We start from the raw sequence: 23,443 nt of genomic DNA, 5'->3' as shown, positions 1-23,443 counted from the left end.
CGTCATTATTTTTACTTTTACGTGAATTTTTTATCGAAAACAAAAGGAATGGATAACTAAATTTTTCCTGTTTTACATATAGTTATAAGACTATCCTTACCTGATGACTTTCGTCATCATGTTATTTTCAACACATCATAATCTTGGGCTTGCTGAAGAATAATTGAAATGATATTAGTAATTCCATTGTCGTTGGCAGAGGAAAGTACTAAACAATAATTAATTGTTAAATTATTGTGTATTTTTCTGTCAGGGTAGTAACCAGAGAAAACACCACGACTTGTTGAGTTCATAGTGTGCTGATTCAAAAGAGTTTTTACTAAGATTCTCCTGCGCGTATAGATTCTGGTTCTATCAAAAAAGAGAAATGCTTAACAAATTTGTAAAATGTATTGGCGAGCAAGATGTGCTTTTGGTAATTTTCGGCCAATCATCTGGCGACAATTTATTGTTAATGAGAATAATTAACAATAAAGGTCGTTGAAAAAATAATGCGTCTCGACAGGGGAGGCGCGTAAGAATCGACATAAGGTGATCATCTGAATCACCAGAATAAATAAAGTCGGTGATAGCAATCTGTAACAATAAAACAACCTGGCAGCGAAAGTCTCCGAGTCTGTACAGGGATCCCAATTCGGGATTACACATGCTGGTAAAAGCCAGTAATTATAATGAGGGAGTCCAAAAAACAATGACCAACATTACCAAGAGAAGTTTAGTGGCGGCAGGCGTTATGGCTGCGCTTATGGCAGAGAATGTCGCACTGGCGGCTGATGTACCCGCAGGTGTAACGCTGGCGGAAAAACAAACTCTGGTGCGCAACAACGGTTCTGAAGTGCAGTCGTTGGATCCGCACAAAATTGAAGGTGTACCGGAATCAAATATTAGCCGTGACTTGTTTGAAGGTTTGCTGGTAAGCGATCTCGATGGTCACCCGGCGCCAGGCGTTGCAGAATCCTGGGATAATAAGGATGCTAAAGTCTGGACGTTCCATCTACGCAAAGATGCGAAATGGTCCGATGGTACGCCAGTTACAGCACAAGACTTTGTATATAGCTGGCAACGTTCTGTTGATCCAAATACGGCGTCTCCCTACGCAAGCTACCTGCAATATGGTCACATCGCCAATATCGATGACATTCTTGAAGGGAAAAAACCAATTACCGATCTCGGCGTAAAAGCTGTCGATGACCACACATTAGAAGTCACCTTAAGTGAACCGGTTCCGTACTTCTATAAGTTGCTTGTTCACCCATCAACGTCTCCGGTGCCAAAAGCCGCTATTGAGAAATATGGCGGAAAATGGACTCAACCTGGCAATATCGTCACCAACGGCGCCTATACATTAAAAGATTGGGTTGTTAACGAACGTATCGTTCTTGAGCGCAGCCCGACTTACTGGAACAATGCGAAAACGGTAATTAACCAGGTGACCTATTTACCGATTGCTTCTGAAGTTACCGATGTTAACCGCTACCGTAGCGGCGAAATCGACATGACCTATAACAACATGCCGATCGAACTGTTCCAGAAACTGAAAAAAGAGATCCCCAACGAAGTTCACGTTGATCCGTATTTGTGCACCTACTATTACGAAATTAACAACCAGAAGCCGCCATTTAATGATGTGCGTGTGCGTACCGCACTGAAACTGGGTATCGACCGCGATATCATCGTTAATAAAGTCAAAGCACAGGGCGATATGCCTGCTTATGGTTACACCCCGCCATATACTGATGGCGCAAAATTGACTCAACCGGAATGGTTTGGCTGGAGCCAGGAAAAACGTAATGAAGAAGCGAAAAAACTGCTGGCTGAAGCGGGTTATACCGCAGATAAACCATTAACGATTAACCTGCTGTATAACACATCAGATTTACACAAAAAATTGGCTATTGCCGCCTCTTCTCTGTGGAAGAAAAACATTGGCGTGAACGTCAAGCTGGTTAATCAGGAGTGGAAAACCTTCCTCGACACCCGTCACCAGGGAACTTTTGATGTGGCCCGTGCTGGCTGGTGTGCCGACTATAACGAACCGACTTCCTTCCTGAATACCATGCTGTCTAACAGTTCAATGAATACCGCGCATTATAAGAGCCCGGCGTTTGACAGTATTATGGCGGAAACGTTGAAAGCTACTGACGAAGCGCAACGTACGGCGCTGTACACGAAAGCAGAACAACAACTGGATAAAGACTCGGCCATTGTTCCTGTTTATTACTATGTGAACGCGCGTCTGGTGAAACCGTGGGTTGGTGGTTATACCGGTAAAGATCCGTTGGATAACACCTACACCCGAAATATGTACATTGTGAAACACTAATGGCAATACGTGGGGCAGGAGAGTCCTGCTCCACGGTGTCTGATTTTTATCGCATTACAGAAGGCACAGGCCAGAAGGTAGGGCAATGTTAAAATTTATTCTACGTCGCTGTCTGGAAGCGATTCCGACGCTATTTATCCTCATTACTATTTCGTTCTTTATGATGCGTCTCGCTCCGGGAAGTCCTTTTACCGGAGAACGTACATTACCGCCAGAAGTGATGGCCAATATTGAAGCGAAATATCACCTAAATGATCCGATCATGACGCAGTATTTCAGTTATCTGAAACAACTGGCGCATGGCGATTTTGGCCCTTCTTTTAAATATAAAGATTATTCGGTCAATGATCTGGTTGCATCCAGTTTCCCGGTTTCTGCAAAACTCGGGGCCGCTGCATTTTTCCTTGCGGTGGTACTGGGCGTTAGCGCAGGTGTTATTGCCGCTTTAAATCAAAATACTAAATGGGATTATACGGTCATGGGACTGGCGATGACTGGGGTGGTTATCCCCAGTTTTGTAGTTGCGCCATTATTAGTGATGATATTTGCGATCATTTTGCACTGGTTGCCCGGCGGTGGCTGGAACGGCGGGGCGCTGAAATTCATGATCCTGCCGATGGTCGCTTTATCACTGGCTTATATCGCCAGTATTGCGCGTATTACCCGTGGTTCAATGATCGAAGTTTTACACTCTAACTTCATTCGTACCGCACGCGCGAAAGGCTTACCTATGCGACGCATTATCTTCCGTCATGCATTAAAGCCTGCGTTGTTGCCCGTGCTCTCTTATATGGGACCCGCATTCGTCGGCATTATTACCGGCTCTATGGTGATTGAAACCATTTATGGTCTACCGGGTATCGGGCAGTTGTTTGTTAATGGCGCATTGAACCGTGATTATTCGTTGGTCTTAAGCCTGACCATTCTGGTTGGGGCGTTGACCATTCTGTTCAATGCCATTGTCGATGTACTGTATGCGGTTATCGACCCGAAAATTCGTTACTGATACTGGAGCTCGCGATGATGTTAAGTAAGAAAAACAGCGAGACGCTGGAAAATTTCAGTGAAAAGCTGGAGGTCGAAGGCCGCAGTTTATGGCAGGACGCGCGTCGACGTTTTATGCATAACCGCGCAGCCGTCGCCAGTCTGATTGTGCTGGTGCTTATCGCGCTGTTTGTGATTCTGGCGCCAATGCTTTCACAGTTTGCCTATGACGACACCGACTGGGCGATGATGTCCAGCGCCCCGGATATAGAGTCCGGTCACTATTTTGGTACTGACTCTTCTGGCCGCGATCTGCTGGTACGCGTAGCAATCGGTGGTCGTATCTCATTAATGGTCGGTGTTGCTGCAGCGCTGGTGGCAGTGGTCGTCGGTACGCTTTATGGTTCACTTTCTGGTTATCTTGGCGGCAAGGTGGACTCAGTGATGATGCGTTTGCTGGAGATCCTGAACTCTTTCCCGTTCATGTTCTTCGTCATTCTGCTGGTTACATTCTTTGGTCAAAACATTCTGTTGATCTTCGTGGCTATTGGCATGGTTTCCTGGCTTGATATGGCGCGTATTGTACGCGGGCAGACACTTAGTCTGAAACGTAAGGAATTTATCGAAGCGGCGCAGGTCGGCGGTGTATCTACCAGTGGTATCGTCATTCGTCACATTGTCCCTAACGTGCTCGGCGTCGTGGTGGTTTACGCATCGCTGCTGGTGCCAAGCATGATTCTCTTTGAATCATTTCTTAGCTTCCTTGGATTGGGCACACAGGAGCCGTTAAGTAGCTGGGGCGCATTGCTTAGCGATGGCGCGAATTCGATGGAAGTCTCGCCATGGTTGCTGCTGTTTCCGGCGGGTTTCCTTGTAGTGACGCTGTTTTGTTTCAACTTTATCGGCGATGGCTTGCGTGATGCCCTCGACCCGAAAGATCGCTAAGGAGTGCAGCTATGAGCGTAATTGAAACGGTAACTGTACCGCTCGCACAGCAACAGACTGATGCACTGCTGAACGTGAAAGATTTACGCGTCACTTTTAGTACGCCGGATGGTGACGTAACGGCAGTCAATGATTTGAATTTTTCTCTGCGCGCCGGAGAAACGCTGGGGATCGTCGGAGAGTCAGGTTCAGGGAAATCGCAAACTGCATTTGCCTTAATGGGGCTGTTAGCCGCTAACGGGCGGATAGGGGGGTCAGCAACTTTTAATGGTCGCGAGATCCTCAATTTGCCTGAACGTGAGCTCAACAAACTGCGGGCTGAACAAATCTCAATGATTTTTCAGGACCCGATGACCTCGTTAAACCCTTATATGCGCGTCGGCGAGCAGTTGATGGAAGTGCTGATGCTGCATAAGAGTATGAGTAAGGCTGAAGCGTTTGAAGAGTCGGTACGAATGCTTGATGCGGTGAAAATGCCAGAAGCGCGTAAACGTATGAAGATGTTCCCCCACGAATTTTCTGGTGGTATGCGTCAGCGTGTAATGATTGCGATGGCGCTGTTATGTCGACCTAAATTGCTGATTGCCGATGAGCCGACAACTGCGCTGGATGTGACCGTACAGGCACAGATCATGACCCTGTTGAACGAACTGAAACGGGAATTTAATACTGCCATCATTATGATCACCCACGATCTGGGCGTGGTGGCGGGTATCTGTGACAAAGTACTGGTGATGTACGCCGGGCGAACGATGGAATATGGCAACGCTCGTGATGTCTTTTATCAGCCCGTTCACCCTTATTCTATCGGTTTGCTTAATGCCGTACCGCGTCTTGATGCGGAAGGTGAAACGATGTTGACCATTCCGGGTAATCCGCCAAACCTGCTTCGTTTACCAAAAGGATGCCCGTTCCAGCCGCGTTGTCCGCATGCGATGGAAATTTGTAATAGTGCGCCGGCGCTGGAAGAGTTCACTCCTGGCCGTCTGCGTGCCTGCTTTAAATCGGTGGAGGAACTGTTATGACTGCTGTTACTGAAGGACGAAAAGTCCTCCTCGAAATCGCCGACCTGAAAGTGCACTTTGAAATTAAAGATGGCAAACAATGGTTCTGGCAACCGGCGAAAACGCTGAAAGCAGTCGATGGCGTGACGCTTCGGCTGTATGAAGGGGAAACATTAGGCGTCGTAGGGGAATCCGGTTGCGGTAAATCCACCTTTGCTCGCGCTATTATCGGTCTGGTTAAAGCCACCGATGGTCGTGTTGCGTGGTTAGGTAAAGAGCTGTTGGGGATGAAGCCTGATGAATGGCGAGCCGTTCGCAGCGATATCCAGATGATTTTCCAGGACCCGTTGGCGTCGCTGAACCCACGTATGACCATTGGTGAAATCATCGCAGAACCGTTGCGTACTTATCATCCCAAAATGTCGGGCCAGGAAGTCCGCGATCGCGTGAAGGCGATGATGATGAAAGTCGGTTTGTTACCCAACCTGATAAACCGCTATCCACATGAATTTTCCGGCGGTCAATGTCAGCGTATCGGTATCGCACGTGCACTTATTCTTGAACCAAAACTGATTATTTGCGATGAACCCGTTTCGGCGCTGGATGTTTCGATTCAGGCGCAAGTGGTGAATTTGCTACAGCAATTGCAGCGTGAAATGGGGCTGTCGCTGATCTTTATTGCCCACGATCTGGCAGTGGTAAAACATATTTCCGATCGTGTACTGGTCATGTATCTCGGCCATGCGGTGGAGCTGGGGACGTATGATGAGGTTTACCACAATCCTCTGCATCCCTACACCAAAGCGTTGATGTCGGCAGTGCCGATCCCTGACCCGGATCTGGAAAAGAACAAAACTATCCAGTTGCTGGAAGGGGAATTACCCTCGCCAATTAATCCGCCATCTGGATGTGTGTTCCGCACCCGTTGCCCGATTGCCGGACCGGAATGTGCCAAAACGCGTCCGGTGCTGGAGGGAAGCTTCAGACATGCCGTCTCGTGTCTGAAAGTTGACCCGTTGTAATACACCGACAGGCCGGCATGTTGCTGGCCTTTTTTTACCAGGGAGGGTATCAGTGGCAGAGTTCATTGCAGGCTATCGGCAGCGGGTTTACCATTTTCTTTTTGATCAGCACACAACAAGCGGACGACGCAGCGAGATTGTTTTTGGGCTTCTTGCACTGCTTAGTGTTGGCGTGGTGTTTATCGAATCGGGGACAGGAATGCAGAATCCTTTACCCTATGAAAAATGGCATATTTATGTCTGGTCAGAACTATTCTTCACTTTCGTTTTTACTGTCGAGTATTTTCTGCGTGTTTTTAGTTTTCCAGCTCCAGTACGGTATATTTTCAGTTTTTGGGGATTTATCGATCTGGCTACTATTCTTCCGTTGTATGTTCTATGGCTTTGGCCGGAAATTGGCGCTAATTATTTGTTCGCCTGGCGTGCAATGCGCGCGATACGTGCGTTGCGTATCCTGAGGCTTTTACGTTTTATGCCCGTATTAAACAGCTTGTGGGTGGCAATATATAACGCCCGACACCAGTTGATTCTGTTTTATTCTTTCATTGCTATTGTTCTGATTGTCGCCGGCACATTAATGTATGCCGTTGAAGGTGCGACAAACGGGTTTAACTCACTTGGCACATCTGTTTACTGGGCTATTGTGACGGTCACTACGGTGGGATATGGCGATATTACGCCGCATACCGATGCGGGCCGGATAGTGGCATCGATGTTAATTTTGATTGGTTACTCTGTGATTGCTATTCCAACCGGCATTATTGCCGCCCAGTTAACCAGCGAACTGGAACAGAGTAAGAAGCAACGACGTTGTTCAAAGTGCAATACGCAGCATCATGCGCTGGACGCCAGATATTGTCGGATATGCGGAAATTCACTGATGACGGAAAAATAAAGACCAGGAAAGCCGGATGGTGTCGATAACGCCACCATCCGTAAGCAAAGATTACTTTCGCCAGATGATATGACAGAGTTTGTGATCTTTTTCGCGACACAACAGAATGCGGGCGAAAATATTGTTAATTTCGCCATCTTCACTGTCCGCCAGACCAATGACCACTTCAGCAAAAAAATCTGGATTCAGGTCAAAATCAACATGCTCTTGCCAGTCTTCCGCCGGATCAAACAACTCTGCACCGCCGCGTTCCTCAAACTGAAGATTGAACAGCAGAATATCTGCCGGATCGAGATTATCTGCGGCCAGCTCGAGAAAAATATCGTAGGCCTGCTCAAGCGTTTCATCTTCAGTCAGGCGATTATTTAAGTCCATATCCATAGTCACTACCTGTTTAACATCTGTTGGGCACGTTTTACAGCAACGGGCTGAAGAAGTAAAACAGTCGTTCGGCAACGCGCTGCCAGAGTGGTCGTTTTACCCACAACCGCGCATCGAGTAAACGTGAGCGTGAAATATAATCGTCCTGAACGGCGGCCAGATCGGCGCCAAAACCTTTATCGTCGATCGCCAGCGTGATTTCAAAGTTTAACCACAGGCTGCGCATATCAAGGTTAACGGTGCCGACCAGACTTAACTCGCCATCGACCAACACGCTTTTGGTATGCAATAACCCACCTTCAAACTGGTAAATTTTAACCCCTGCGGCCAGCAGTTCAGTAAAGAACGCGCGACTTGCCCAGCCGACCAACATTGAGTCATTTTTGCGCGGCAGGATGATACTGACATCCACTCCACGTTGCGCGGCTGTGCAAATCGCATGAAGCAAGTCATCGCTGGGAACGAAGTAGGGGGTTGTCATGATTAAGTATTCACGCGCCGAATAGGCGGCAGTCAGCAATGCCTGGTGAATCAGGTCTTCCGGGAAGCCCGGGCCGGAAGCGATGGTATGAATCGTATGACCGCTGACCTGCTCAAACGGCATAATATTGACATCTGGTGGTGGCGGTAGAATACGTTTCCCTGTCTCAATCTCCCAGTCGCAAGAGTAAATAATCCCCATCGCAGTAGCGATAGGGCCTTCCATGCGCGCCATCAGGTCGATCCATTGTCCTACGCCGGCATCCTGTTTGAAGAAGCGCGGATCGACCATATTCATGCTACCGGTATAGGCGATGTAGTTATCGATCATGATCATCTTGCGGTGCTGGCGCAGGTCCATGCGGCGTAAAAATACGCGCATCAGATTAACTTTTAAAGCCTCGACCACTTCGATACCTGCATTACGCATTAGCTCAGGCCATGGACTGCGAAAGAAAGCCACACTACCGGCGGAGTCGAGCATGAGTCGACAATGAATGCCGCGTCGTGCGGCGGCCATCAAGGATTCGGCCACCTGATCCGCCATGCCGCCGGGCTGCCAAATATAGAACACCATCTCAATATTATGGCGCGCGAGTTGAATGTCGCGGATGAGCGCCTGCATCACATCATCAGACTCGGTCATCAGCTGTAATTGGTTGCCCTTTACACCCGCGATCCCCTGACGGCGTTCGCACAGTTTAAATAATGGACCGGCGACACTGCTATTTTCTTCGGCGAAAATGTGCTTACAGGCTTTAAGGTCGTTAAGCCATTTTGCCGTGGATGGCCACATCGCTCTGGCGCGTTCGGCACGGCGTTTGCCCAAGTGGAGTTCACCAACGGCAAGATAGGCGATAATCCCGACCAACGGCAGAATGTAAATGATTAACAGCCAGGCCATTGCGGAGGGAACTGCGCGTCGTTTCATTAGAATGCGTAATGTTACGCCTGCAATGAGCAACCAGTATCCCAGAATGGCCAACCAACTCACCAACGTATAAACGGTTGTCATAGATTAGAAATCCTTTTGAAAGCGCATTGTTATGAGTTTACGCATATGGATTCATCTGGCAAATAAAAACGCGGGAAAAGCACTGGTCTGCGTCGGGGGCGGGGGTATAATGACCACTCTGTTGTTGCATAGAGTAGTTAACATGAAGCGGAGTAGAACGGAAGTGGGACGCTGGCGTATGCAGCGTCAGGCTAGCCGACGTAGATCGCGTTGGCTTGAGGGGCAGTCGCGCCGAAATATGCGTATCCACAGCATCAGGAAGTGCATTCTGAACAAACAGCGTAACTCGCTATTGTTTGCAATCTACAATATCTGAATGATCCGGGCACCTTTCTGGTGCCCAATAAAATTGTCTGTCGCTCATTCTTCTCTATTGTTGATTATTTGCATTATTCACTGTGTTGCTGTCATCGTCGCCTTTTTCACTGAATATTCCGTGCCCGGAGTTAAGCAACATGGAGACGAGCATATCATTGTTAATCTCTTCGCCATTTAAAATACGCGCCAGAATTTCGCTGCCAAACAATTGCGGTGAAAGGATAATATCAGGGTGCACCATCTTAATCTTATTCAGGTTTTTGCTATCACTGACGGCAAGAACTGTTTTGACATCACTACTCATATCTTTTGCAGACAGTACCACAAACGCGTTATCGGCATCGTTATCGCTTAATGCCAGAATAGCGCGACAGTGATTAATGCCCGCTTTTTTTAACACTGAACTATCATTGCTGTCACCAGGGATAACATCGGCATTATCGCCCAATCGTTGTTCAAGTTGTTTAATATCATCTTCTGGCAAATTACTGATAACGGTGACATTTTGTCCGCGTTGATTCAGTTGCAGAATGGTGTTGATTGCCAGAATCGAATGTCCGCAAACGATAAAATGATCTTTACGATGCATCGTATGATTGTTTCCTTTTACAAGTTTGTTGAATCCACCGCGGATAAGCGGACCAAAAATAGAGGTCATGGAAGTTGCAAAAACGGTAATGCCGGAAATAATGACTGAAATAGTAAACAGGCGAGCTGTCTCAGAAACAGGGACGATATCGCCATAACCGACAGTCGACATGGTTTCTATTGAAAAATAGAATGCCGTCATCAGACTCTCTATTCTTGGATTAAAACCCTCACTTAAATAAAGTGCGCCGTAGGTAGAGTAAAACAATAACGTCGTGAAACTAATAAAGGCAAAAATGGTCCCGGCCGCCGCACTGCTGTGAGAGAAATCTTTGCGTAGCACCAGCAAAATCACCAGCGTAAAAATGCAAAAACCGATACTGAACTTCAACCAGGGATAGAAGTGCAGGGTGTAGATGAGTGTGATCAGCAATAAAATAATACTGATCGCCCACGCCAGTTTTGCCCGAAATAACAAGCCGATCGAGTTCAGAACGAGAAAAACACCGAGCATAAACAACGGTGCATTAGCCAGCAGAGAGAGGTCAAGCTCAGAAAATGCCTGAATATGGAAAACATCAAGCAGATTGACCGACATACCATAAATTGTTTTGAAAATAAGCAAGCCGTTCAGCAACACGGCCAGTGCGATAATATCGTGCCGCAGGGCCACCCATAAATTTATCGCTGTTTGTTTGAATGTAGCCCAGTGACTCACTGATACCTCTGTAACCGCAATTGTGTTTAATCACCTTTACGCATACATGATGCGCTCTAACATGCAATGCGTGAATCTGTTAAACCATAGTAGATGACTTTATCTGCTGTAATCAAAAGATTTGCCGGGGCGATGTCATGTCAGGAACGTGCATTATGTATTTTTTTCCTGAATATGCCGACGTTATACAGGGCGATACAGATAAAGTTATTATCTGCTGGTTGCTGCGGGGGGAGCCACATTCGCGCATATAAAGAATAAACAAGGGCGTGGTTTTGTAACTACGCCCTGGAACCCGGAGAGTATTTTCAGAATACTTTTTTGAACGGTTTTACCGATACTTGCTCATATACTCCAGCCGCAACGTACGGGTCGGCATCTGCCCAGGCTTGCGCCGCTTCCAGCGACTCAAATTCAGCAATGACGGTTGAGCCAGTAAAGCCTGCAGCGCCTGGATCGTTGCTATCTACTGCAGGCATAGGGCCAGCGGTCAACAGACGACCTTCATCATGCAGTAATTGCAAACGCGCTAAATGCGCCGGGCGAACGGAAAGGCGTTTTTCGAGACTATCTGCTTTGTCTTGGGCGTAAATAACATACAACACAGGCACAACTCCTTGTTTGGAAAGGTTGTAAAGTACGTTATTTGAAAGGGTGAAAATCTGCAATGGAAAGATGATGTCTTTGCTATACACACTCTTAAAGTAGGGTTAATTACGTCAAAAATTGCGTTTTCACTGATCCTGATCGCCTTGCCTTATTGAATATGATTGCTATTTGCATTTAAAATCGAGGCCTGTTTTTTCTACTGAAACGATTATGACTTCAATGACCTTTGATGATTTACCTCGCCGCTTCCCCTGGCCGACATTACTTTCGGTCTGCATTCATGGTGCAGTTGTTGCGGGGCTTCTCTATACCTCGGTACATCAGGTTATTGAATTACCTGCGCCAGCGCAGCCAATTTCCGTCACCATGGTTGCGCCAGCCGATCTTGAACCACCGCAAGCCGTTCAGCCGCCGCCGGAACCCGTGGTAGAACCCGAACCGGAACCCATCCCGGAACCGCCAAAAGAAGCGCCTGTGGTTATCGAAAAACCAAAGCCGAAACCGAAGCCAAAACCTAAACCGGTGAAAAAGGTGCAGGAACAGCCAAAACGTGATGCCAAACCGGCAGAGTCTCGTCCGGCGTCGCCGTTTGAAAGTACCGCTCCGGCGCGTCCGACAAGCAGTACGGCGACGGCTGCAACCAGCAAACCAGTCACGAGTGTGGCATCTGGTCCGCGTGCATTAAGCCGAAATCAACCGTTGTATCCGCCGCGGGCGCAGGCATTACGTATTGAAGGGCAGGTCAAAGTGAAATTTGATGTCACGCCTGATGGTCGTGTGGATAACGTACAGATCCTTTCCGCTAAACCTGCCAACATGTTTGAGCGAGAAGTGAAAAATGCGATGCGCAGATGGCGTTATGAACCCGGTAAGCCAGGCACTGGCATAGTGGTTAACATTGTGTTTCGCATCAATGGCACTACTGAGATTCAATAGCGACAACGTTCTGGCCTCCTGGTCAGGACGTTGATCTCATCCGGTTTGTATAAAAAATGGACTTGCCATCATGTAAGCGTACTTTCTTTCGCAGCAGGAGCCACTTGTAAATTGCATCCTCAGTGAGCGAAGCCTTCCGGCATTCGTGTTGCGCAAAAGCATCTGTAGTCGTTGTCGTTAGCTATTTTTTTTAATCTCACAAAACAACGGATAGAAGTATGACGTCGATGGCGTCTGAATCTGATAATCTACGCTAAAATTTAGCCTTTTGATCGACAAGGATTGTATGACGCAATGATATTGCAAACGATGTTCAGGAATATTATATATAAAATTTATGATTATAAGGCACAAAATATTCATGCTGATGATATAAAATTTGTCGTCATTCATATCCCTGATCAAATAGGGGATGCAATGGCTATTTATCCACTTATACGTGCATTAGAAAAACATCCGATAGCGCATCTTATAATTGTTGCATCCTCAATTAATCAACCCGTTTTCGATGCCCTTGAGTTAAATCAAACAAAACTCACCGTCATGAGTATGACGATGCAGGATCATGCCAGTGTCGATGAGATTAAAAAAGTCGCAAAAACAATAAAAGAACAATACGGTACGCCAGATCTTTGCATTGAGGCAATGCGCAAAAAAAACTTTAAGGCGATGATTTTTATCAGCACATTAAAAGCCAGAGTCAATTTTCAGGTAGTGGGATTGTCTCAGAAATGCTACTCCCCAGTGTGCCGAATAGCGTCCAGAATGGATCAGTCTCTGAGAGCACCGGTCCCCATGACCTGGGCGACATTAATGAGAGAGGCGGGTTTTCCCTGCGTCCCGGCAAGATATGAATTTCCTTTAAGCGAAGAGGTATTAACAGAAGTCCGCCGTGAGACTTTTGTATTAGGGCGTTATATCGCGCTAAATTTAGAAGGCAGCATCGCTGCGAGAACCTTTTCATATTCTGTTGCTCAGAACCTTATTACAATAATTCAACAGGAATGTGACATGCCAATTGTTATTGTGCATGGTCCTAAAGGTGTGGATAGCGCTATAAAATTAACGGAGCTATGCAGTAATGTTTTCCGACTCTCATTGTCACCCTCGCTAATGCGTTCCGCGGCGGTTATTAAAGATGCTTATCTGGCTATTACACCTGATACCTCAATACTGCATATGACCAGTGCTTACAATACGCCTGCTATTGCCGTTTACGCGGATTATAAGACGCGTTGGCCGTCAATGCAGGACATCGCAGAAAATATTGTGGTAGGGCGAAATATAGATTGCATCAATCTTAAAGAGTTTGAAGCAACGCTAAGACGTATCCTGTCGAGGATCAACGGGTAATTGAGTTTGCTGAGCTGACCTGAAACATAGAAAAGCAAGGAGTCCACTGGACAGCACCTTACTCAGATGCTGTCCAACTTTGAGATTACAGAACCGGGAGTGGACGAGGTTTCCCCTCCGAGTTTACGGCGACATACTTAAATAACGCTTCCGTCGCTTTGTAGCGCTGTCCGATAGGTTCTGACGCCACTTTCTTCACCCACACTTCGATATTGATACTGACCGATGTCGTCCCTTTTTGGACACAGCGCGCATAGCAGCACACCACATCACCGACTGCCACAGGGCGCAGGAAGGTCATGCCTTCCACCCGTACAGTCACGACACGACCGTGAGCAATTTCTTTTGCCAGAATGGCGCCACCAATATCCATTTGCGACATTAACCAACCGCCAAAAATATCGCCATTGGCATTGGTATCGGCAGGCATAGCTAAAGTTCGTAAAACCAGATCGCCCTGGGGGACGTTATGTGTTGTTGACATGGTAAAACCGACTAAAAAGGAAAATCACAGGCGCGATGCTACTATGATTTTCCTGAGGAGAACAGAGGGGATGCAGCGCCAGCCCCGAAGGACTGGCAGGCTGGTTATGATTTATCTTCCTGTGGCATATGGCGGTAAATATAGATACCGCTTAACAGTGTGAAGATTAAGGTGAGGGCGGTCAGACCAAATACTTTAAAATTGACCCAGATATTTTGCGGTAGCCAGAATGCGATGTAGATATTCGCCAGGCCGCAAAGAATAAAGAAGACTGCCCAGGCCAGATTCAGCTTCGACCATACCGGCTGCGGCAGAGTGAGCTCTTTACCCAACATACGTTGAATTAGCGGCTTTTTCATTACCCATTGACTTACCAGCAACGCACCGGCAAACAGGGCGTAAATGACAGTCACCTTCCATTTAATAAACTCATCGTTGTGGAAAAACAGGGTCAGGCTACCGAAGACGACCACCAGAACAAAGGTGATCAAGGCCATCTTTTCAACCTTACGAAAGCGAACCCAGCTATAAATAAGCACGATCGCCGTGGCGACGATTAGCGCCGCAGTTGCCGCATAGATGTCGTAAATCTTGTAGAACGCGAAGAAGACAACCAGCGGTAAAAAATCAAGAAACTGCTTCATTTTACGATTCCGTAATCAAATGCTTCAGGGTTATTGGCGAATCAACATATACAGGCGGAACAAATAGATGAGCAACACGGCTGAAATCAGGTTGCTCAATGTGTTCGCCAGGACTGCGCCAATTTCTGGGGTTAGTGCGGCGAATGAAGAGGCAAACAGCAGCAATAGCGTTTTTGCCAGTAACCAGCTCATTACCGCTGGCGCCACCAGACGCATGTTCGCCCATGCCATCCGCATACTACTGCGCATGGAAGTAAAGACGCTCATTTTGTCCTGTACCAGCATCACTGGCGCCAGCGCCAGCAAGATAGCCATGATAATACCAGGAATGACCACCAGCATGATGCCAATTTGTACAATTAGCGTCGTCAGGAAGATCAACAAGAATAACTTCGGTAATACCGGAGCACTTGCGCCAATAGCGCGTAATGCGCTAACCCGGTGGCCCGCAGAAACGAGTTGAATAATTAATAATATGCCTCCCGCGAGAATGGCGTTACCGATTAATCCTGAAAAAGTAGAAGCGGCTGACGCGCGGAGCAAAATTTGCTGCTGCTCGGGGGACATATTTTGTACCAGATCGAACAGCCCGCTACTGCCGCTGACGGGCACGCCGTCATTGAGTTGCGCAAGCTGTGCGTCACTGGGTGAGAAAACATGCCCTAACACCACTGTGATAAACGCACATAGCAACGATACCAACAAAATGGTCATAAATTGATTACGGAAGAAATTTCCGGTGTCACGGTATACGGACTGCGCCGTGATAGACATGCACTCTCCTTGAGTTTTATGCAGGTGTTAATTAGCGGGCAATTGTACCCTGGTTAAGTCCTCAGTGGCAGCATCGGGCCTTGTATGGAAAAGCATATCTTTGTAAAGCGGAGGTAATCCGTAGTGGGCGCGGGCACGATTGCAGGCTTCATTGATTTCTCCCGCTTCGCCAGATACGCCAAATTCCCGGCACGTTGAAGGCCTGTTTGCATAAATACTGCAACTCACCGATTCTCCAGGCGTGCCTTTGAGGGCAATACAGCGGCAAGATTTTTGATTCGTTCCTGCCATACAACGTAGAAACGGGTTGACTTGCTCTGTGAGTTTGACGGGAACACAACCGCCAGCGTCTTCGCCTTCTGCCCAGTAAAAAGAGACACGAAAAAAAGCACAACAGGCTCCGCATGTCATGCACGGATTGAGATCGCTCATGAATTCACCTGTAACAAGAAAACGTATCAAGTAATCACGTAGGAAAATAAATTAACCAGCTCGTCGCTCAAGGGCAAGAGGTTGTGGGGAGAATATTTTCGTTGCGTAAATATATTAAAATTGACCTGAGTCGGATTAACCAGGATTTCCAATACAACTTATAAATTAATCCAGATCAAAAAAGAGTGTTTTAGCGAATGCAATGTGATCTGTGTAGGATCATTTGTTACCCCAATGTAGGTATATTCGTCACGTTTTTATAACCATAACGACGGAGCGGATATGAAAAAGTTAACAGTGGCGGCTTTGGCAGTAACAACTCTTCTCTCTGGCAATGCCTTTGCGCATGAAGCAGGCGAGTTTTTCATTCGTGCAGGTTCGGCGACAGTACGTCCAACGGAAGGTGCGGGGGGAACACTGGGAAGCCTGGGGGGATTTAGTGTGACTAATAACACCCAACTGGGCCTGACCTTCACTTATATGGCGACCGATAACATTGGTGTTGAACTACTGGCGGCATCGCCGTTCCGCCATAAGGTTGGCACAGCCACAACCGGGGATATTGCAACAGTTCATCATTTACCACCGACATTGATGGCACAATGGTATTTTGGCGATTCCAGCAGTAAATTCCGTCCTTACGTCGGGGCCGGTATTAACTACACCACCTTCTTTGATAATGGCTTCAATGACACCGGTAAAAGTCTTGGATTATCTGACCTTAGTCTGAAAGACTCCTGGGGAATGGCGGGACAGGTGGGCGTGGACTACCTGATTAATCGTGACTGGCTGCTGAATATGTCGGTCTGGTACATGGATATTGATACCGACGTGAAATATAAATCCAACGGCGCAGTGCTGCCAGCCGGGCATTATTCTGACAATGTCCGCCTCGATCCGTGGGTATTTATGTTCTCTGCGGGGTATCGGTTCTAACTTTTTGTCATTAACAAACCGCCAGATATTTTCTGGCGGTTTGTCCCATATTAACCGCGCGTGGCTTCTTTCATGGGGCGTACAAAGGTTTTCAGTTCGGTTAGCATTTTTTCTGGCTGGTTCAGATTCTGCTCGATGATTTTCACAATCGCAGAACCAGAAATCGCGCCTGCTGTACCCGCATCAATCGCTGCTTTAACCTGTTCCGGGGTGGAAATACCAAATCCCTGCAATGGAGGCGCAGCGTTGTACTCTTTCAGTTTCGTGACCAGATGGTTGAGCGGTAACGCCGCGCGGTTTTCAGCTCCGGTCACGCCCGCACGCGACAACAAATAGGTGTAACCGCGACCATAAGAGGCTATCTGGCGCAGTAAATCGTCATCGGCATTCGGCGGGCAGATAAAGATAGGGGCGACGTTATGGCGCAATGCGGCCTGACGGAAGGGCGCAGACTCTTCTACGGGCACATCGGCAACCAGCACCGAATCGATGCCGACTTTCTCGCACTGGGCATAAAACTCATCAATACCTTTGTTAAACACCAGATTAGCGTACATCAACAGGCCGATGGGGATAGCTGGATGCTTTTGGCGAATCAGTGTCAGCATTTCAAAACATTGTGCCGGGGTCACACCCGCCGCAAAAGCACGCAATGTGGCGTTTTGAATGGTTGGACCATCGGCCAGCGGATCAGAGAAGGGAATGCCCAACTCCAGCGCGTCAGCACCGGCTTCAATCAATGCATCTATAATTTTCAGTGACAGCTCAACGCCCGGATCGCCGAGGGTGACGAAAGGGACAAATGCGCCTTCTTTGCGCTTCTTCAACTGGGCAAACAGAGTTTCATAGCGTTCCATCAGATTTCCCCTCGTGCTTTCAAAATATCGTGAACGGTGAAGATGTCTTTATCGCCGCGACCGGAAAGGTTAACTACCAGCAGTTGCTCTTTTTCCGGGTTTTCGCGCATCATTTTCAGTGCATGGGCCAGGGCATGGGAGGATTCCAGCGCTGGGATAATCCCTTCGTGCAGGCACAGCGTTTTGAAGGCTTCCAGGGCTTCATCATCGGTAATCGACACGTAATCAGCACGGCCGATGCTGTTGAGATACGCATGTTGTGGACCAACGGACGGGAAATCCAGCCCGGCAGAAATCGAGTAAGACTCTTCAATTTGCCCGTCTTCAGTCTGCATCATCGGCGCTTTCATACCGAAATAGATGCCCACGCGACCATATTTTAGCGGTGCACCGTGCTCGCCAGTTTCGATGCCGTGACCGCCTGGCTCTACGCCAATCAGCCCGACTTCGGTTTCGTTGATGAAATCAGCAAACATGCCGATAGCATTCGAACCGCCGCCAACACAGGCGATAACAGCATCCGGCAGGCGACCTTCCCTTTCCAGAATCTGCGCTTTCGTTTCTTCGCCAATCATCCGCTGAAACTCACGCACAATGGTCGGGTAAGGGTGAGGGCCAGCTGCGGTGCCCAGCATATAGTGCGCGGTTTCGTAACTGCCGGACCAGTCGCGCAGCGCCTCGTTACAGGCATCTTTCAGCGTTGCGGAACCGCTATGCACCGGGATCACTTCCGCCCCCATTAAGCGCATACGAAAAACGTTGGGAGACTGGCGTTCAACGTCTTTAGCACCCATATAAATACGGCATTTCAGGCCGAGCAGGGCGCTGGCAAGTGCTGAGGCTACGCCATGCTGACCGGCACCGGTTTCGGCGATGATTTCGGTTTTACCCATCCGCTTCGCCAGCAATGCCTGTCCCAGCACCTGGTTGGTTTTATGCGCGCCGCCGTGTAGCAAATCTTCACGTTTCAGGTATAGCGTGGTGTTAGTGCCAGCCGTAATGTTCTGGCATTTGGTCAGCGCGGTTGGACGTCCGGCATAGTTTTTCAGCAGATCGTTGAACTGGGCCTGAAATTCGGGATCTTTTTGCGCGCTGACAAAAGCGTCTTCCAGCTGGCGCAGAGCAGGCATCAGGATTTGTGGCACGTACATACCGCCAAACTCGCCAAAATACGGGTTAAGTAATGTTGTCATTGTTCCTTTCCTTAATATGCGCGCAGCGTCTGGAAAACCGAGGCCAAAAGACGTGCGTCTTTGATGCCAGGTTGCGACTCTACAGCAGAATTAAAATCAAGCCCGGCGCAGCCGGTTTGTGCTGCTTCCACGCAGTTATCTGCGCCCAGGCCACCCGCCAGCAGAACGTTGCCGAGCGATTGACCGTTTAACAGTGACCAGTCGAAACGTTGCCCGCTTCCCCCCTGGCCGTTATCGAAAACATATTTATCAATGTGCTGAAAATTGCGTGCGGGCAGGGTTTCACCGACGCTTAATGCTTTCCAGATGGCAACGCTTTCAGGCAGTGCGTCACGCAGTGCGTCGATATATTGCTGATCTTCACTGCCATGCAGTTGTACTGCTGCCAGCGACAACGCGTTAACTTTGTTTACCACATCGGCAATATTGTGGTTGCGGAACACGCCAACGTATTGCAACGGTGCCGCAGTCATCACTTCCTGCGCCTGTTCGACGCTGATGCAACGCGGTGATGTTGCAACGAAAATCAACCCACCGTAAATCGCGCCAGCGTCATAAGCTGCTTTAGCATCTTGCCCACGCGTCAGGCCACATACTTTATTCTCACCCAGCAACACCCGACGCACGGCGGCGTTTAAATCGTCATGGGCCATCAGCGCCGAACCAATTAAAAAGCCGTTAGCGAAGTGGCTTAACTCACGTACCTGGGCGTAAGTATTGATGCCTGATTCGCTGATAACCGTCACGTTGCGCCCCAGTTTCGGCGCAAGCTCGCGGGTACGGTTGTGATCAATCGACAAATCACGCAGATCGCGGTTGTTGATGCCGACAACTTTGGCCCCCAACGCAATGGCGCGTTCCAGCTCCTCTTCATTACTGACTTCGGTCAGCACGCCCATCTCCAGACTGTGGGCGACAGCAGCAAGCTGGCGATATTGTTCGTCGTCCAGAATCGACAGCATTAATAAGCAGGCATCGGCCTGGTAATAGCGCGCCAGATAGATCTGGTAAGGGTCGATAATGAAGTCTTTACATAAAATCGGCTGCGGGGCGATTTGGCTGACGATGGGGAGGAAATCAAAGCTCCCCTGGAAATATTTCTCATCAGTCAGCACCGAAATTGCCGAAGCGTAATGTTTATAAATGGCGGCAATGCGTGCCGGATCGAAATCATCACGGATCACGCCTTTTGACGGCGACGCTTTCTTGCATTCCAGAATAAACGCCGTGCGCGCACCCTGTAGCGCATCATAAAAATGTCGCGAGCTCGGCTGCACCTCATTCTGGAAACTGGTCAGCGGTTGTTGCTGTTTGCGGGCTTCTACCCAAATCGCCTTGTCTGCGACGATTTTCGCTAAAACGGTTTGCATCATTTACCCTCGTGCCGCCAGTGCGGTGACTCTGTCGTAAGCGGAACCACTGCGCAGCACTTCAAGAACGGTTTGCGCATTGGCTTGCAGATCTTCATGGCCATGCAGGCGCATTAACATGGCGACATTCGCCGCGACGGCTGCCTCATGGGCGGCGTCGCCTTTACCTTGTAACAAGCGTGTTAAAATGTCACGGTTTTCTTCCGGTGTACCGCCTGCCAGTTGTTCCTGGTGGTAGGGCGTCAGGCCAAAATCTTCAGCAGTCAGTTGATAACTTTTGATTTCCCCATTATGCAGTTCGGCAACAATCGTCGGCGCGTGTAAGGAAACTTCATCCATTCCACCGCTATGCACAACCGCCGCACGTTGATACCCCAGTACGCGCAGCGTTTCGGCAATCGGCAGCACCAGCTCCGGGCTATAAACACCAATTAACGCCAGCGGTGGATGTGCCGGATTAATCAATGGCCCCAGTACGTTGAATAGCGTTCGGGTTTTCAGTTGTTGACGAACCGGCATCGCGTGGCGGAATCCGGTGTGATACTTCGGCGCAAAGAGAAAGCAGACGCCTAATTCGTCGAGCGCCTGGCGCGATTTATCGGCATTCATATTCAGGTTAATGCCAAACGCCGCCAGCAGATCTGACGAGCCGGATTTACTGGAGACGCTGCGGTTGCCGTGCTTAGCTACTTTCAGGCCGCAAGCCGCAGCGACAAATGCGCTGGCGGTGGAAATGTTGATACTGTTGCTGCCGTCACCGCCAGTACCGACGATATCGGCAAAAAGATAATCAGGGCGCGGGAATGGTGCGGCGTTTTCCAGCAGGGCAGTCGCTGCTCCGGCGATTTCATTCGGGTGTTCGCCACGGATTTTCATACTGACCAGCGCCGCCGCCAGTTGTTCGGGCTTCAGCTCGCCACGCACCACCGCTGAAAATAGCTGGTGGCTTTCCTGCTGGCTAAGCGTCTGCGCCTGATACAGTTTTTCCAGTATTGGTTGCAGTGTATTGGTGGGCTCCAGTTTCTGTTGCGCCCACGCCAGTGTTTGCTCCAGCAGGCGAGCGCCCTGGGTAGTGAGGATAGATTCTGGATGGAACTGGAAACCGCAAACGCGATCCGCATCATGACGTACCGCCATCACCATGCCATTAAAATGGGCGTTAATGGTTAAACCTGCCGGAATGTTACTGCCAACTAACGAGTGATAACGCGCAACCGGCAGTGGGTTAGTTAATCCGGCAAACATCGCCTGACCGTCATGTTCAATGCTGGACGCTTTTCCGTGAAGAATTTCGCCCGCCTGACCGACATAGCCCCCGTAAGCTTCGACAATCGCCTGATGACCGAGGCAAATGCCAATAATTGGCAGCTTGCCGCGCAGGCGGGTGAGGAGTTCCGGCATACAACCCGCTTCGCTCGGCACACCGGGGCCAGGAGAAAGCATCAGCACCGGATTGCTCATCGTCGCCAGGCGCTCAATTAAGGTCTGCGCCGGAATATGGTTGCGGTAAATCACCACGTTATGACCATTGCTGCGCAACTGATCTGCCAGGTTATAAGTAAAAGAGTCGATATTATCGAGCAGCAGAATGTCAGCCATCAGAAAGTCTCCTGTGCATGATGCGCGGTGGCGATAGCGCGCAGTACAGCGCGGGCTTTATTACGGGTTTCGTCGGCTTCCGACTGCGGAACAGAATCAAGGACCACGCCTGCACCGGCCTGCACGGTGGCGATACCGTTTTCCACCAGCGCCGAGCGGATCACAATGCAGGTGTCGAGATCGCCGTGCGCGGTGAAATAACCTACTGCGCCGCCGTAGCTGCCGCGTCGACAACCTTCCGCTTCGGCAATTAACTGCATGGCGCGTACTTTTGGCGCACCGCTTAACGTGCCCATATTCATACAGGCGCGGTAAGCGTGCAGGGCGTCGAGATCGTGACGCAGTTCGCCGACCACGCGAGAGACGAGGTGCATGACATAGGAGTAACGGTCAACTTTAGTGAGATCGGCGACGTAGCGGCTGCCCGGAGTGCAAATGCGTGCCAGATCATTACGGGCGAGATCCACCAGCATCAGATGTTCAGAAAGCTCTTTATGATCGGTACGCATTTCCAGTTCGATGCGGCTGTCGAGGTCTCTGTCCAGTGAACCATCGGCGCGCCGACCGCGTGGGCGTGTTCCGGCAATCGGGTAGATCTCAATCTGGCGGCTGGTGGCATCATACTTGAGCGAGCTTTCCGGCGACGCGCCAAACAGGGTGAAATCATTATCCTGCATAAAAAACATGTACGGGCTGGGATTACTCTTTTTCAGCACGTAATAGGCCGCCAGCGGTGACGGGCAGGGCAGCGAGAAACGGCGAGATGGTACGACCTGGAAAATTTCTCCGGCGCGAATCGCTTTTTGCAGCGAACGCACCACGCCACCAAACTCTTCATCACTCTGATTACATTCACAACGCATATGCGGCACGGAAACCACCGGCAGCGGTGGCGCGGCTTCGGTCAGTTGTTGACGAAGTTCTGCAAGGCGTGCTGTGAGACGCTGTTTTTCTTCTTCATTTTGACTAAACAGGCTGGCCTGAATGCGGGTGCTTTTCTTCTGATGGTCAATTACCATCAGCGTTTCAGCGAGATAAAAACAGAAATCAGGGCAGTTATTTTCCACTGTCAGTTGCGGCAAATCTTCAAATCCTGCCACCAGATCATAAGAGAACAGGCCACCGAAGAACATCGCTTCCCGTTCTTCCTTCGGTACATTCAGCAGATCCTGCAACAAGCGAAAAGCGTCAAAAACCGAAAGGGAGCATAAGCGGGCGTCTTCATCCAGCAGTGGACTGACAGGGGGGAAGCGCAGCACGCGGCAATTTGGTAATTGTTCATTTTCCACGCCCGCAGGCAGAGCCTTATCCAGCAATGTCAGCAAAGTCGCGCCATTTGGGGTGAGAGCTTTAATTGTGACGGTGTCACCTAATGCTGTAATGCGCAGCGCACTGTCTGCCAGCAGCAGGCTTTTTAAATCATCTTTGCTGTCGATATCTGCGGACTCCAGCAGCAGCGTTGCCGGACGATCCCCACACAACTGATGAAAAAGCGCGGTCGGATTGTCGTGATAAGCGCCTTCGCAGGTTAACAGTTCGAGAGTCGGTTTTTGTGTTTGCATTGTTATTCTCTAATTTTGTTC

General features: G+C 49.1%; 23 protein-coding genes. 10 read left to right on the top strand and 13 right to left on the bottom strand.

Going from position 1 to position 23,443, the window contains the following annotated elements:
• The first annotated feature begins 691 nt into the window (after positions 1-691).
• From oppA to EA14781_RS13950, 6 genes are all read left to right on the top strand, one after another.
• Complete coding sequence (oppA, locus tag EA14781_RS13975) at positions 692-2,323, top strand: oligopeptide ABC transporter substrate-binding protein OppA (RefSeq protein ID WP_024164790.1); 1,632 nt, start codon at positions 692-694, stop codon at positions 2,321-2,323.
• A gap of 85 nt (positions 2,324-2,408) precedes the next feature.
• On the top strand, positions 2,409-3,329 hold the full coding sequence (oppB, locus tag EA14781_RS13970; RefSeq protein ID WP_000911115.1) for an oligopeptide ABC transporter permease OppB: 921 nt from the start codon (positions 2,409-2,411) through the stop codon (positions 3,327-3,329).
• A gap of 14 nt (positions 3,330-3,343) precedes the next feature.
• Positions 3,344-4,252, top strand: coding sequence for an oligopeptide ABC transporter permease OppC (gene oppC, locus EA14781_RS13965; protein ID WP_000979655.1), 909 nt, complete (start codon positions 3,344-3,346; stop codon positions 4,250-4,252).
• A gap of 11 nt (positions 4,253-4,263) precedes the next feature.
• A complete protein-coding gene (gene oppD, locus EA14781_RS13960; protein WP_000110973.1) occupies positions 4,264-5,277 on the top strand; it encodes a murein tripeptide/oligopeptide ABC transporter ATP-binding protein OppD in 1,014 nt (337 codons plus the stop codon).
• On the top strand, positions 5,274-6,278 hold the full coding sequence (gene oppF, locus EA14781_RS13955; protein ID WP_000127844.1) for a murein tripeptide/oligopeptide ABC transporter ATP-binding protein OppF: 1,005 nt from the start codon (positions 5,274-5,276) through the stop codon (positions 6,276-6,278). The genes oppD and oppF overlap by 4 nt, the downstream gene beginning before the upstream one ends.
• Before the next feature lie 52 nt (positions 6,279-6,330).
• Positions 6,331-7,173, top strand: a complete 843-nt coding sequence (locus EA14781_RS13950) for a potassium channel family protein (protein WP_000807278.1) — start codon at positions 6,331-6,333, stop codon at positions 7,171-7,173.
• A 51-nt stretch (positions 7,174-7,224) separates the two neighbouring features.
• Here the strand turns inward: EA14781_RS13950 and EA14781_RS13945 are convergent, their stop codons facing one another.
• Positions 7,225-7,554: an HI1450 family dsDNA-mimic protein gene (locus EA14781_RS13945; protein ID WP_000366956.1), complete on the bottom strand. Its 330-nt coding sequence runs from the start codon at positions 7,552-7,554 to the stop codon at positions 7,225-7,227.
• 34 nt (positions 7,555-7,588) lie between these two features.
• Positions 7,589-9,049, bottom strand: coding sequence for a cardiolipin synthase (gene cls, locus EA14781_RS13940; protein ID WP_000214524.1), 1,461 nt, complete (start codon positions 9,047-9,049; stop codon positions 7,589-7,591).
• 142 nt (positions 9,050-9,191) lie between these two features.
• On the opposite strand from cls, the gene EA14781_RS24895 reads away from it, so the two are divergent.
• On the top strand, positions 9,192-9,365 hold the full coding sequence (locus EA14781_RS24895) for a YciY family protein (RefSeq protein ID WP_123057730.1): 174 nt from the start codon (positions 9,192-9,194) through the stop codon (positions 9,363-9,365).
• A gap of 54 nt (positions 9,366-9,419) precedes the next feature.
• Here EA14781_RS24895 and kch read toward each other — a convergent pair whose 3' ends face one another.
• Positions 9,420-10,673 (bottom strand): voltage-gated potassium channel protein, encoded by a 1,254-nt coding sequence (gene kch, locus EA14781_RS13930; RefSeq protein WP_000020075.1) that lies wholly within the window; start codon positions 10,671-10,673, stop codon positions 9,420-9,422.
• A 308-nt stretch (positions 10,674-10,981) separates the two neighbouring features.
• The gene (locus tag EA14781_RS13925) at positions 10,982-11,278 is read right to left on the bottom strand and encodes a YciI family protein (protein WP_000967596.1); all 297 of its coding nucleotides are present in this window, start codon (positions 11,276-11,278) and stop codon (positions 10,982-10,984) included.
• Between the two features lie 223 nt (positions 11,279-11,501).
• Here EA14781_RS13925 and tonB point away from each other — a divergent pair, with 223 nt between their 5' ends.
• Together tonB and EA14781_RS13915 are read left to right on the top strand one after the other, a co-directional pair.
• Positions 11,502-12,218: a TonB system transport protein TonB gene (gene tonB, locus EA14781_RS13920; protein ID WP_002462094.1), complete on the top strand. Its 717-nt coding sequence runs from the start codon at positions 11,502-11,504 to the stop codon at positions 12,216-12,218.
• 294 nt (positions 12,219-12,512) lie between these two features.
• Positions 12,513-13,571, top strand: a complete 1,059-nt coding sequence (locus EA14781_RS13915; protein WP_000603134.1) for a glycosyltransferase family 9 protein — start codon at positions 12,513-12,515, stop codon at positions 13,569-13,571.
• Positions 13,572-13,656: 85 nt separating this feature from the next.
• Here the strand turns inward: EA14781_RS13915 and yciA are convergent, their stop codons facing one another.
• The 4 genes from yciA to EA14781_RS13895 all read right to left on the bottom strand — a co-directional run bounded on the left by yciA (position 13,657) and on the right by EA14781_RS13895 (position 15,905).
• A complete protein-coding gene (gene yciA / locus EA14781_RS13910; RefSeq protein WP_000108164.1) occupies positions 13,657-14,055 on the bottom strand; it encodes an acyl-CoA thioester hydrolase YciA in 399 nt (132 codons plus the stop codon).
• A gap of 104 nt (positions 14,056-14,159) precedes the next feature.
• Positions 14,160-14,699 (bottom strand): septation protein A, encoded by a 540-nt coding sequence (locus tag EA14781_RS13905; RefSeq protein WP_000808675.1) that lies wholly within the window; start codon positions 14,697-14,699, stop codon positions 14,160-14,162.
• A 30-nt stretch (positions 14,700-14,729) separates the two neighbouring features.
• Positions 14,730-15,473, bottom strand: coding sequence for a YciC family protein (locus EA14781_RS13900; protein WP_000028554.1), 744 nt, complete (start codon positions 15,471-15,473; stop codon positions 14,730-14,732).
• Positions 15,474-15,500: 27 nt separating this feature from the next.
• The gene (locus tag EA14781_RS13895) at positions 15,501-15,905 is read right to left on the bottom strand and encodes a YkgJ family cysteine cluster protein (RefSeq protein WP_010332810.1); all 405 of its coding nucleotides are present in this window, start codon (positions 15,903-15,905) and stop codon (positions 15,501-15,503) included.
• Positions 15,906-16,187: 282 nt separating this feature from the next.
• Between EA14781_RS13895 and ompW the strand changes: the two genes are divergently transcribed.
• Positions 16,188-16,841, top strand: a complete 654-nt coding sequence (ompW, locus tag EA14781_RS13890; protein ID WP_000737212.1) for an outer membrane protein OmpW — start codon at positions 16,188-16,190, stop codon at positions 16,839-16,841.
• Between the two features lie 50 nt (positions 16,842-16,891).
• On the opposite strand, the gene trpA is transcribed toward ompW, so the two are convergent.
• Genes trpA through trpE form a run of 5 tightly spaced genes read right to left on the bottom strand, consistent with a single transcriptional unit; the run spans position 16,892 to position 23,422 of the window.
• Entirely contained in the window at positions 16,892-17,698 is an 807-nt protein-coding gene (trpA, locus tag EA14781_RS13885; protein WP_000443102.1) for a tryptophan synthase subunit alpha, read from the bottom strand.
• Positions 17,698-18,891, bottom strand: a complete 1,194-nt coding sequence (gene trpB, locus EA14781_RS13880; protein WP_000209492.1) for a tryptophan synthase subunit beta — start codon at positions 18,889-18,891, stop codon at positions 17,698-17,700. Before trpB ends, trpA begins: the two co-directional genes overlap by 1 nt.
• An 11-nt stretch (positions 18,892-18,902) precedes the next feature.
• The gene (gene trpCF / locus EA14781_RS13875) at positions 18,903-20,264 is read right to left on the bottom strand and encodes a bifunctional indole-3-glycerol-phosphate synthase TrpC/phosphoribosylanthranilate isomerase TrpF (RefSeq protein WP_000983880.1); all 1,362 of its coding nucleotides are present in this window, start codon (positions 20,262-20,264) and stop codon (positions 18,903-18,905) included.
• Positions 20,265-21,860 (bottom strand): bifunctional anthranilate synthase glutamate amidotransferase component TrpG/anthranilate phosphoribosyltransferase TrpD, encoded by a 1,596-nt coding sequence (gene trpD / locus EA14781_RS13870; RefSeq protein WP_000763529.1) that lies wholly within the window; start codon positions 21,858-21,860, stop codon positions 20,265-20,267.
• Entirely contained in the window at positions 21,860-23,422 is a 1,563-nt protein-coding gene (gene trpE / locus EA14781_RS13865; RefSeq protein ID WP_001194560.1) for an anthranilate synthase component I, read from the bottom strand. The genes trpD and trpE overlap by 1 nt, the downstream gene beginning before the upstream one ends.
• Positions 23,423-23,443: the final 21 nt, after the last annotated feature.

Source organism: Escherichia albertii NBRC 107761 = DSM 17582 (genome assembly GCF_000759775.1).
Lineage (GTDB): Bacteria > Pseudomonadota > Gammaproteobacteria > Enterobacterales > Enterobacteriaceae > Escherichia > Escherichia albertii.
The sequence above is the reverse complement of the archived record's forward strand: the minus strand, read 5'-3'. Positions and strand labels throughout refer to the sequence as shown.

What these genes read in the sequence shown, in the direction of transcription:
- oppA (WP_024164790.1), top strand. Translation starts at nt 692, where the DNA reads ATGACCAACATTACCAAGAGAAGTTTAGTGGCGGCAGGCGTTATGGCT.
- oppB (WP_000911115.1), top strand. Translation starts at nt 2,409, where the DNA reads ATGTTAAAATTTATTCTACGTCGCTGTCTGGAAGCGATTCCGACGCTA.
- oppC (WP_000979655.1), top strand. Translation starts at nt 3,344, where the DNA reads ATGATGTTAAGTAAGAAAAACAGCGAGACGCTGGAAAATTTCAGTGAA.
- oppD (WP_000110973.1), top strand. Translation starts at nt 4,264, where the DNA reads ATGAGCGTAATTGAAACGGTAACTGTACCGCTCGCACAGCAACAGACT.
- oppF (WP_000127844.1), top strand. Translation starts at nt 5,274, where the DNA reads ATGACTGCTGTTACTGAAGGACGAAAAGTCCTCCTCGAAATCGCCGAC.
- EA14781_RS13945 (WP_000366956.1), bottom strand. Translation starts at nt 7,554, where the DNA reads ATGGATATGGACTTAAATAATCGCCTGACTGAAGATGAAACGCTTGAG.
- cls (WP_000214524.1), bottom strand. Translation starts at nt 9,049, where the DNA reads ATGACAACCGTTTATACGTTGGTGAGTTGGTTGGCCATTCTGGGATAC.
- EA14781_RS24895 (WP_123057730.1), top strand. Translation starts at nt 9,192, where the DNA reads ATGAAGCGGAGTAGAACGGAAGTGGGACGCTGGCGTATGCAGCGTCAG.
- tonB (WP_002462094.1), top strand. Translation starts at nt 11,502, where the DNA reads ATGACCTTTGATGATTTACCTCGCCGCTTCCCCTGGCCGACATTACTT.
- EA14781_RS13915 (WP_000603134.1), top strand. Translation starts at nt 12,513, where the DNA reads ATGATATTGCAAACGATGTTCAGGAATATTATATATAAAATTTATGAT.
- yciA (WP_000108164.1), bottom strand. Translation starts at nt 14,055, where the DNA reads ATGTCAACAACACATAACGTCCCCCAGGGCGATCTGGTTTTACGAACT.
- EA14781_RS13905 (WP_000808675.1), bottom strand. Translation starts at nt 14,699, where the DNA reads ATGAAGCAGTTTCTTGATTTTTTACCGCTGGTTGTCTTCTTCGCGTTC.
- EA14781_RS13900 (WP_000028554.1), bottom strand. Translation starts at nt 15,473, where the DNA reads ATGTCTATCACGGCGCAGTCCGTATACCGTGACACCGGAAATTTCTTC.
- EA14781_RS13895 (WP_010332810.1), bottom strand. Translation starts at nt 15,905, where the DNA reads ATGAGCGATCTCAATCCGTGCATGACATGCGGAGCCTGTTGTGCTTTT.
- ompW (WP_000737212.1), top strand. Translation starts at nt 16,188, where the DNA reads ATGAAAAAGTTAACAGTGGCGGCTTTGGCAGTAACAACTCTTCTCTCT.
- trpA (WP_000443102.1), bottom strand. Translation starts at nt 17,698, where the DNA reads ATGGAACGCTATGAAACTCTGTTTGCCCAGTTGAAGAAGCGCAAAGAA.
- trpB (WP_000209492.1), bottom strand. Translation starts at nt 18,891, where the DNA reads ATGACAACATTACTTAACCCGTATTTTGGCGAGTTTGGCGGTATGTAC.
- trpCF (WP_000983880.1), bottom strand. Translation starts at nt 20,264, where the DNA reads ATGATGCAAACCGTTTTAGCGAAAATCGTCGCAGACAAGGCGATTTGG.
- trpD (WP_000763529.1), bottom strand. Translation starts at nt 21,860, where the DNA reads ATGGCTGACATTCTGCTGCTCGATAATATCGACTCTTTTACTTATAAC.
- trpE (WP_001194560.1), bottom strand. Translation starts at nt 23,422, where the DNA reads ATGCAAACACAAAAACCGACTCTCGAACTGTTAACCTGCGAAGGCGCT.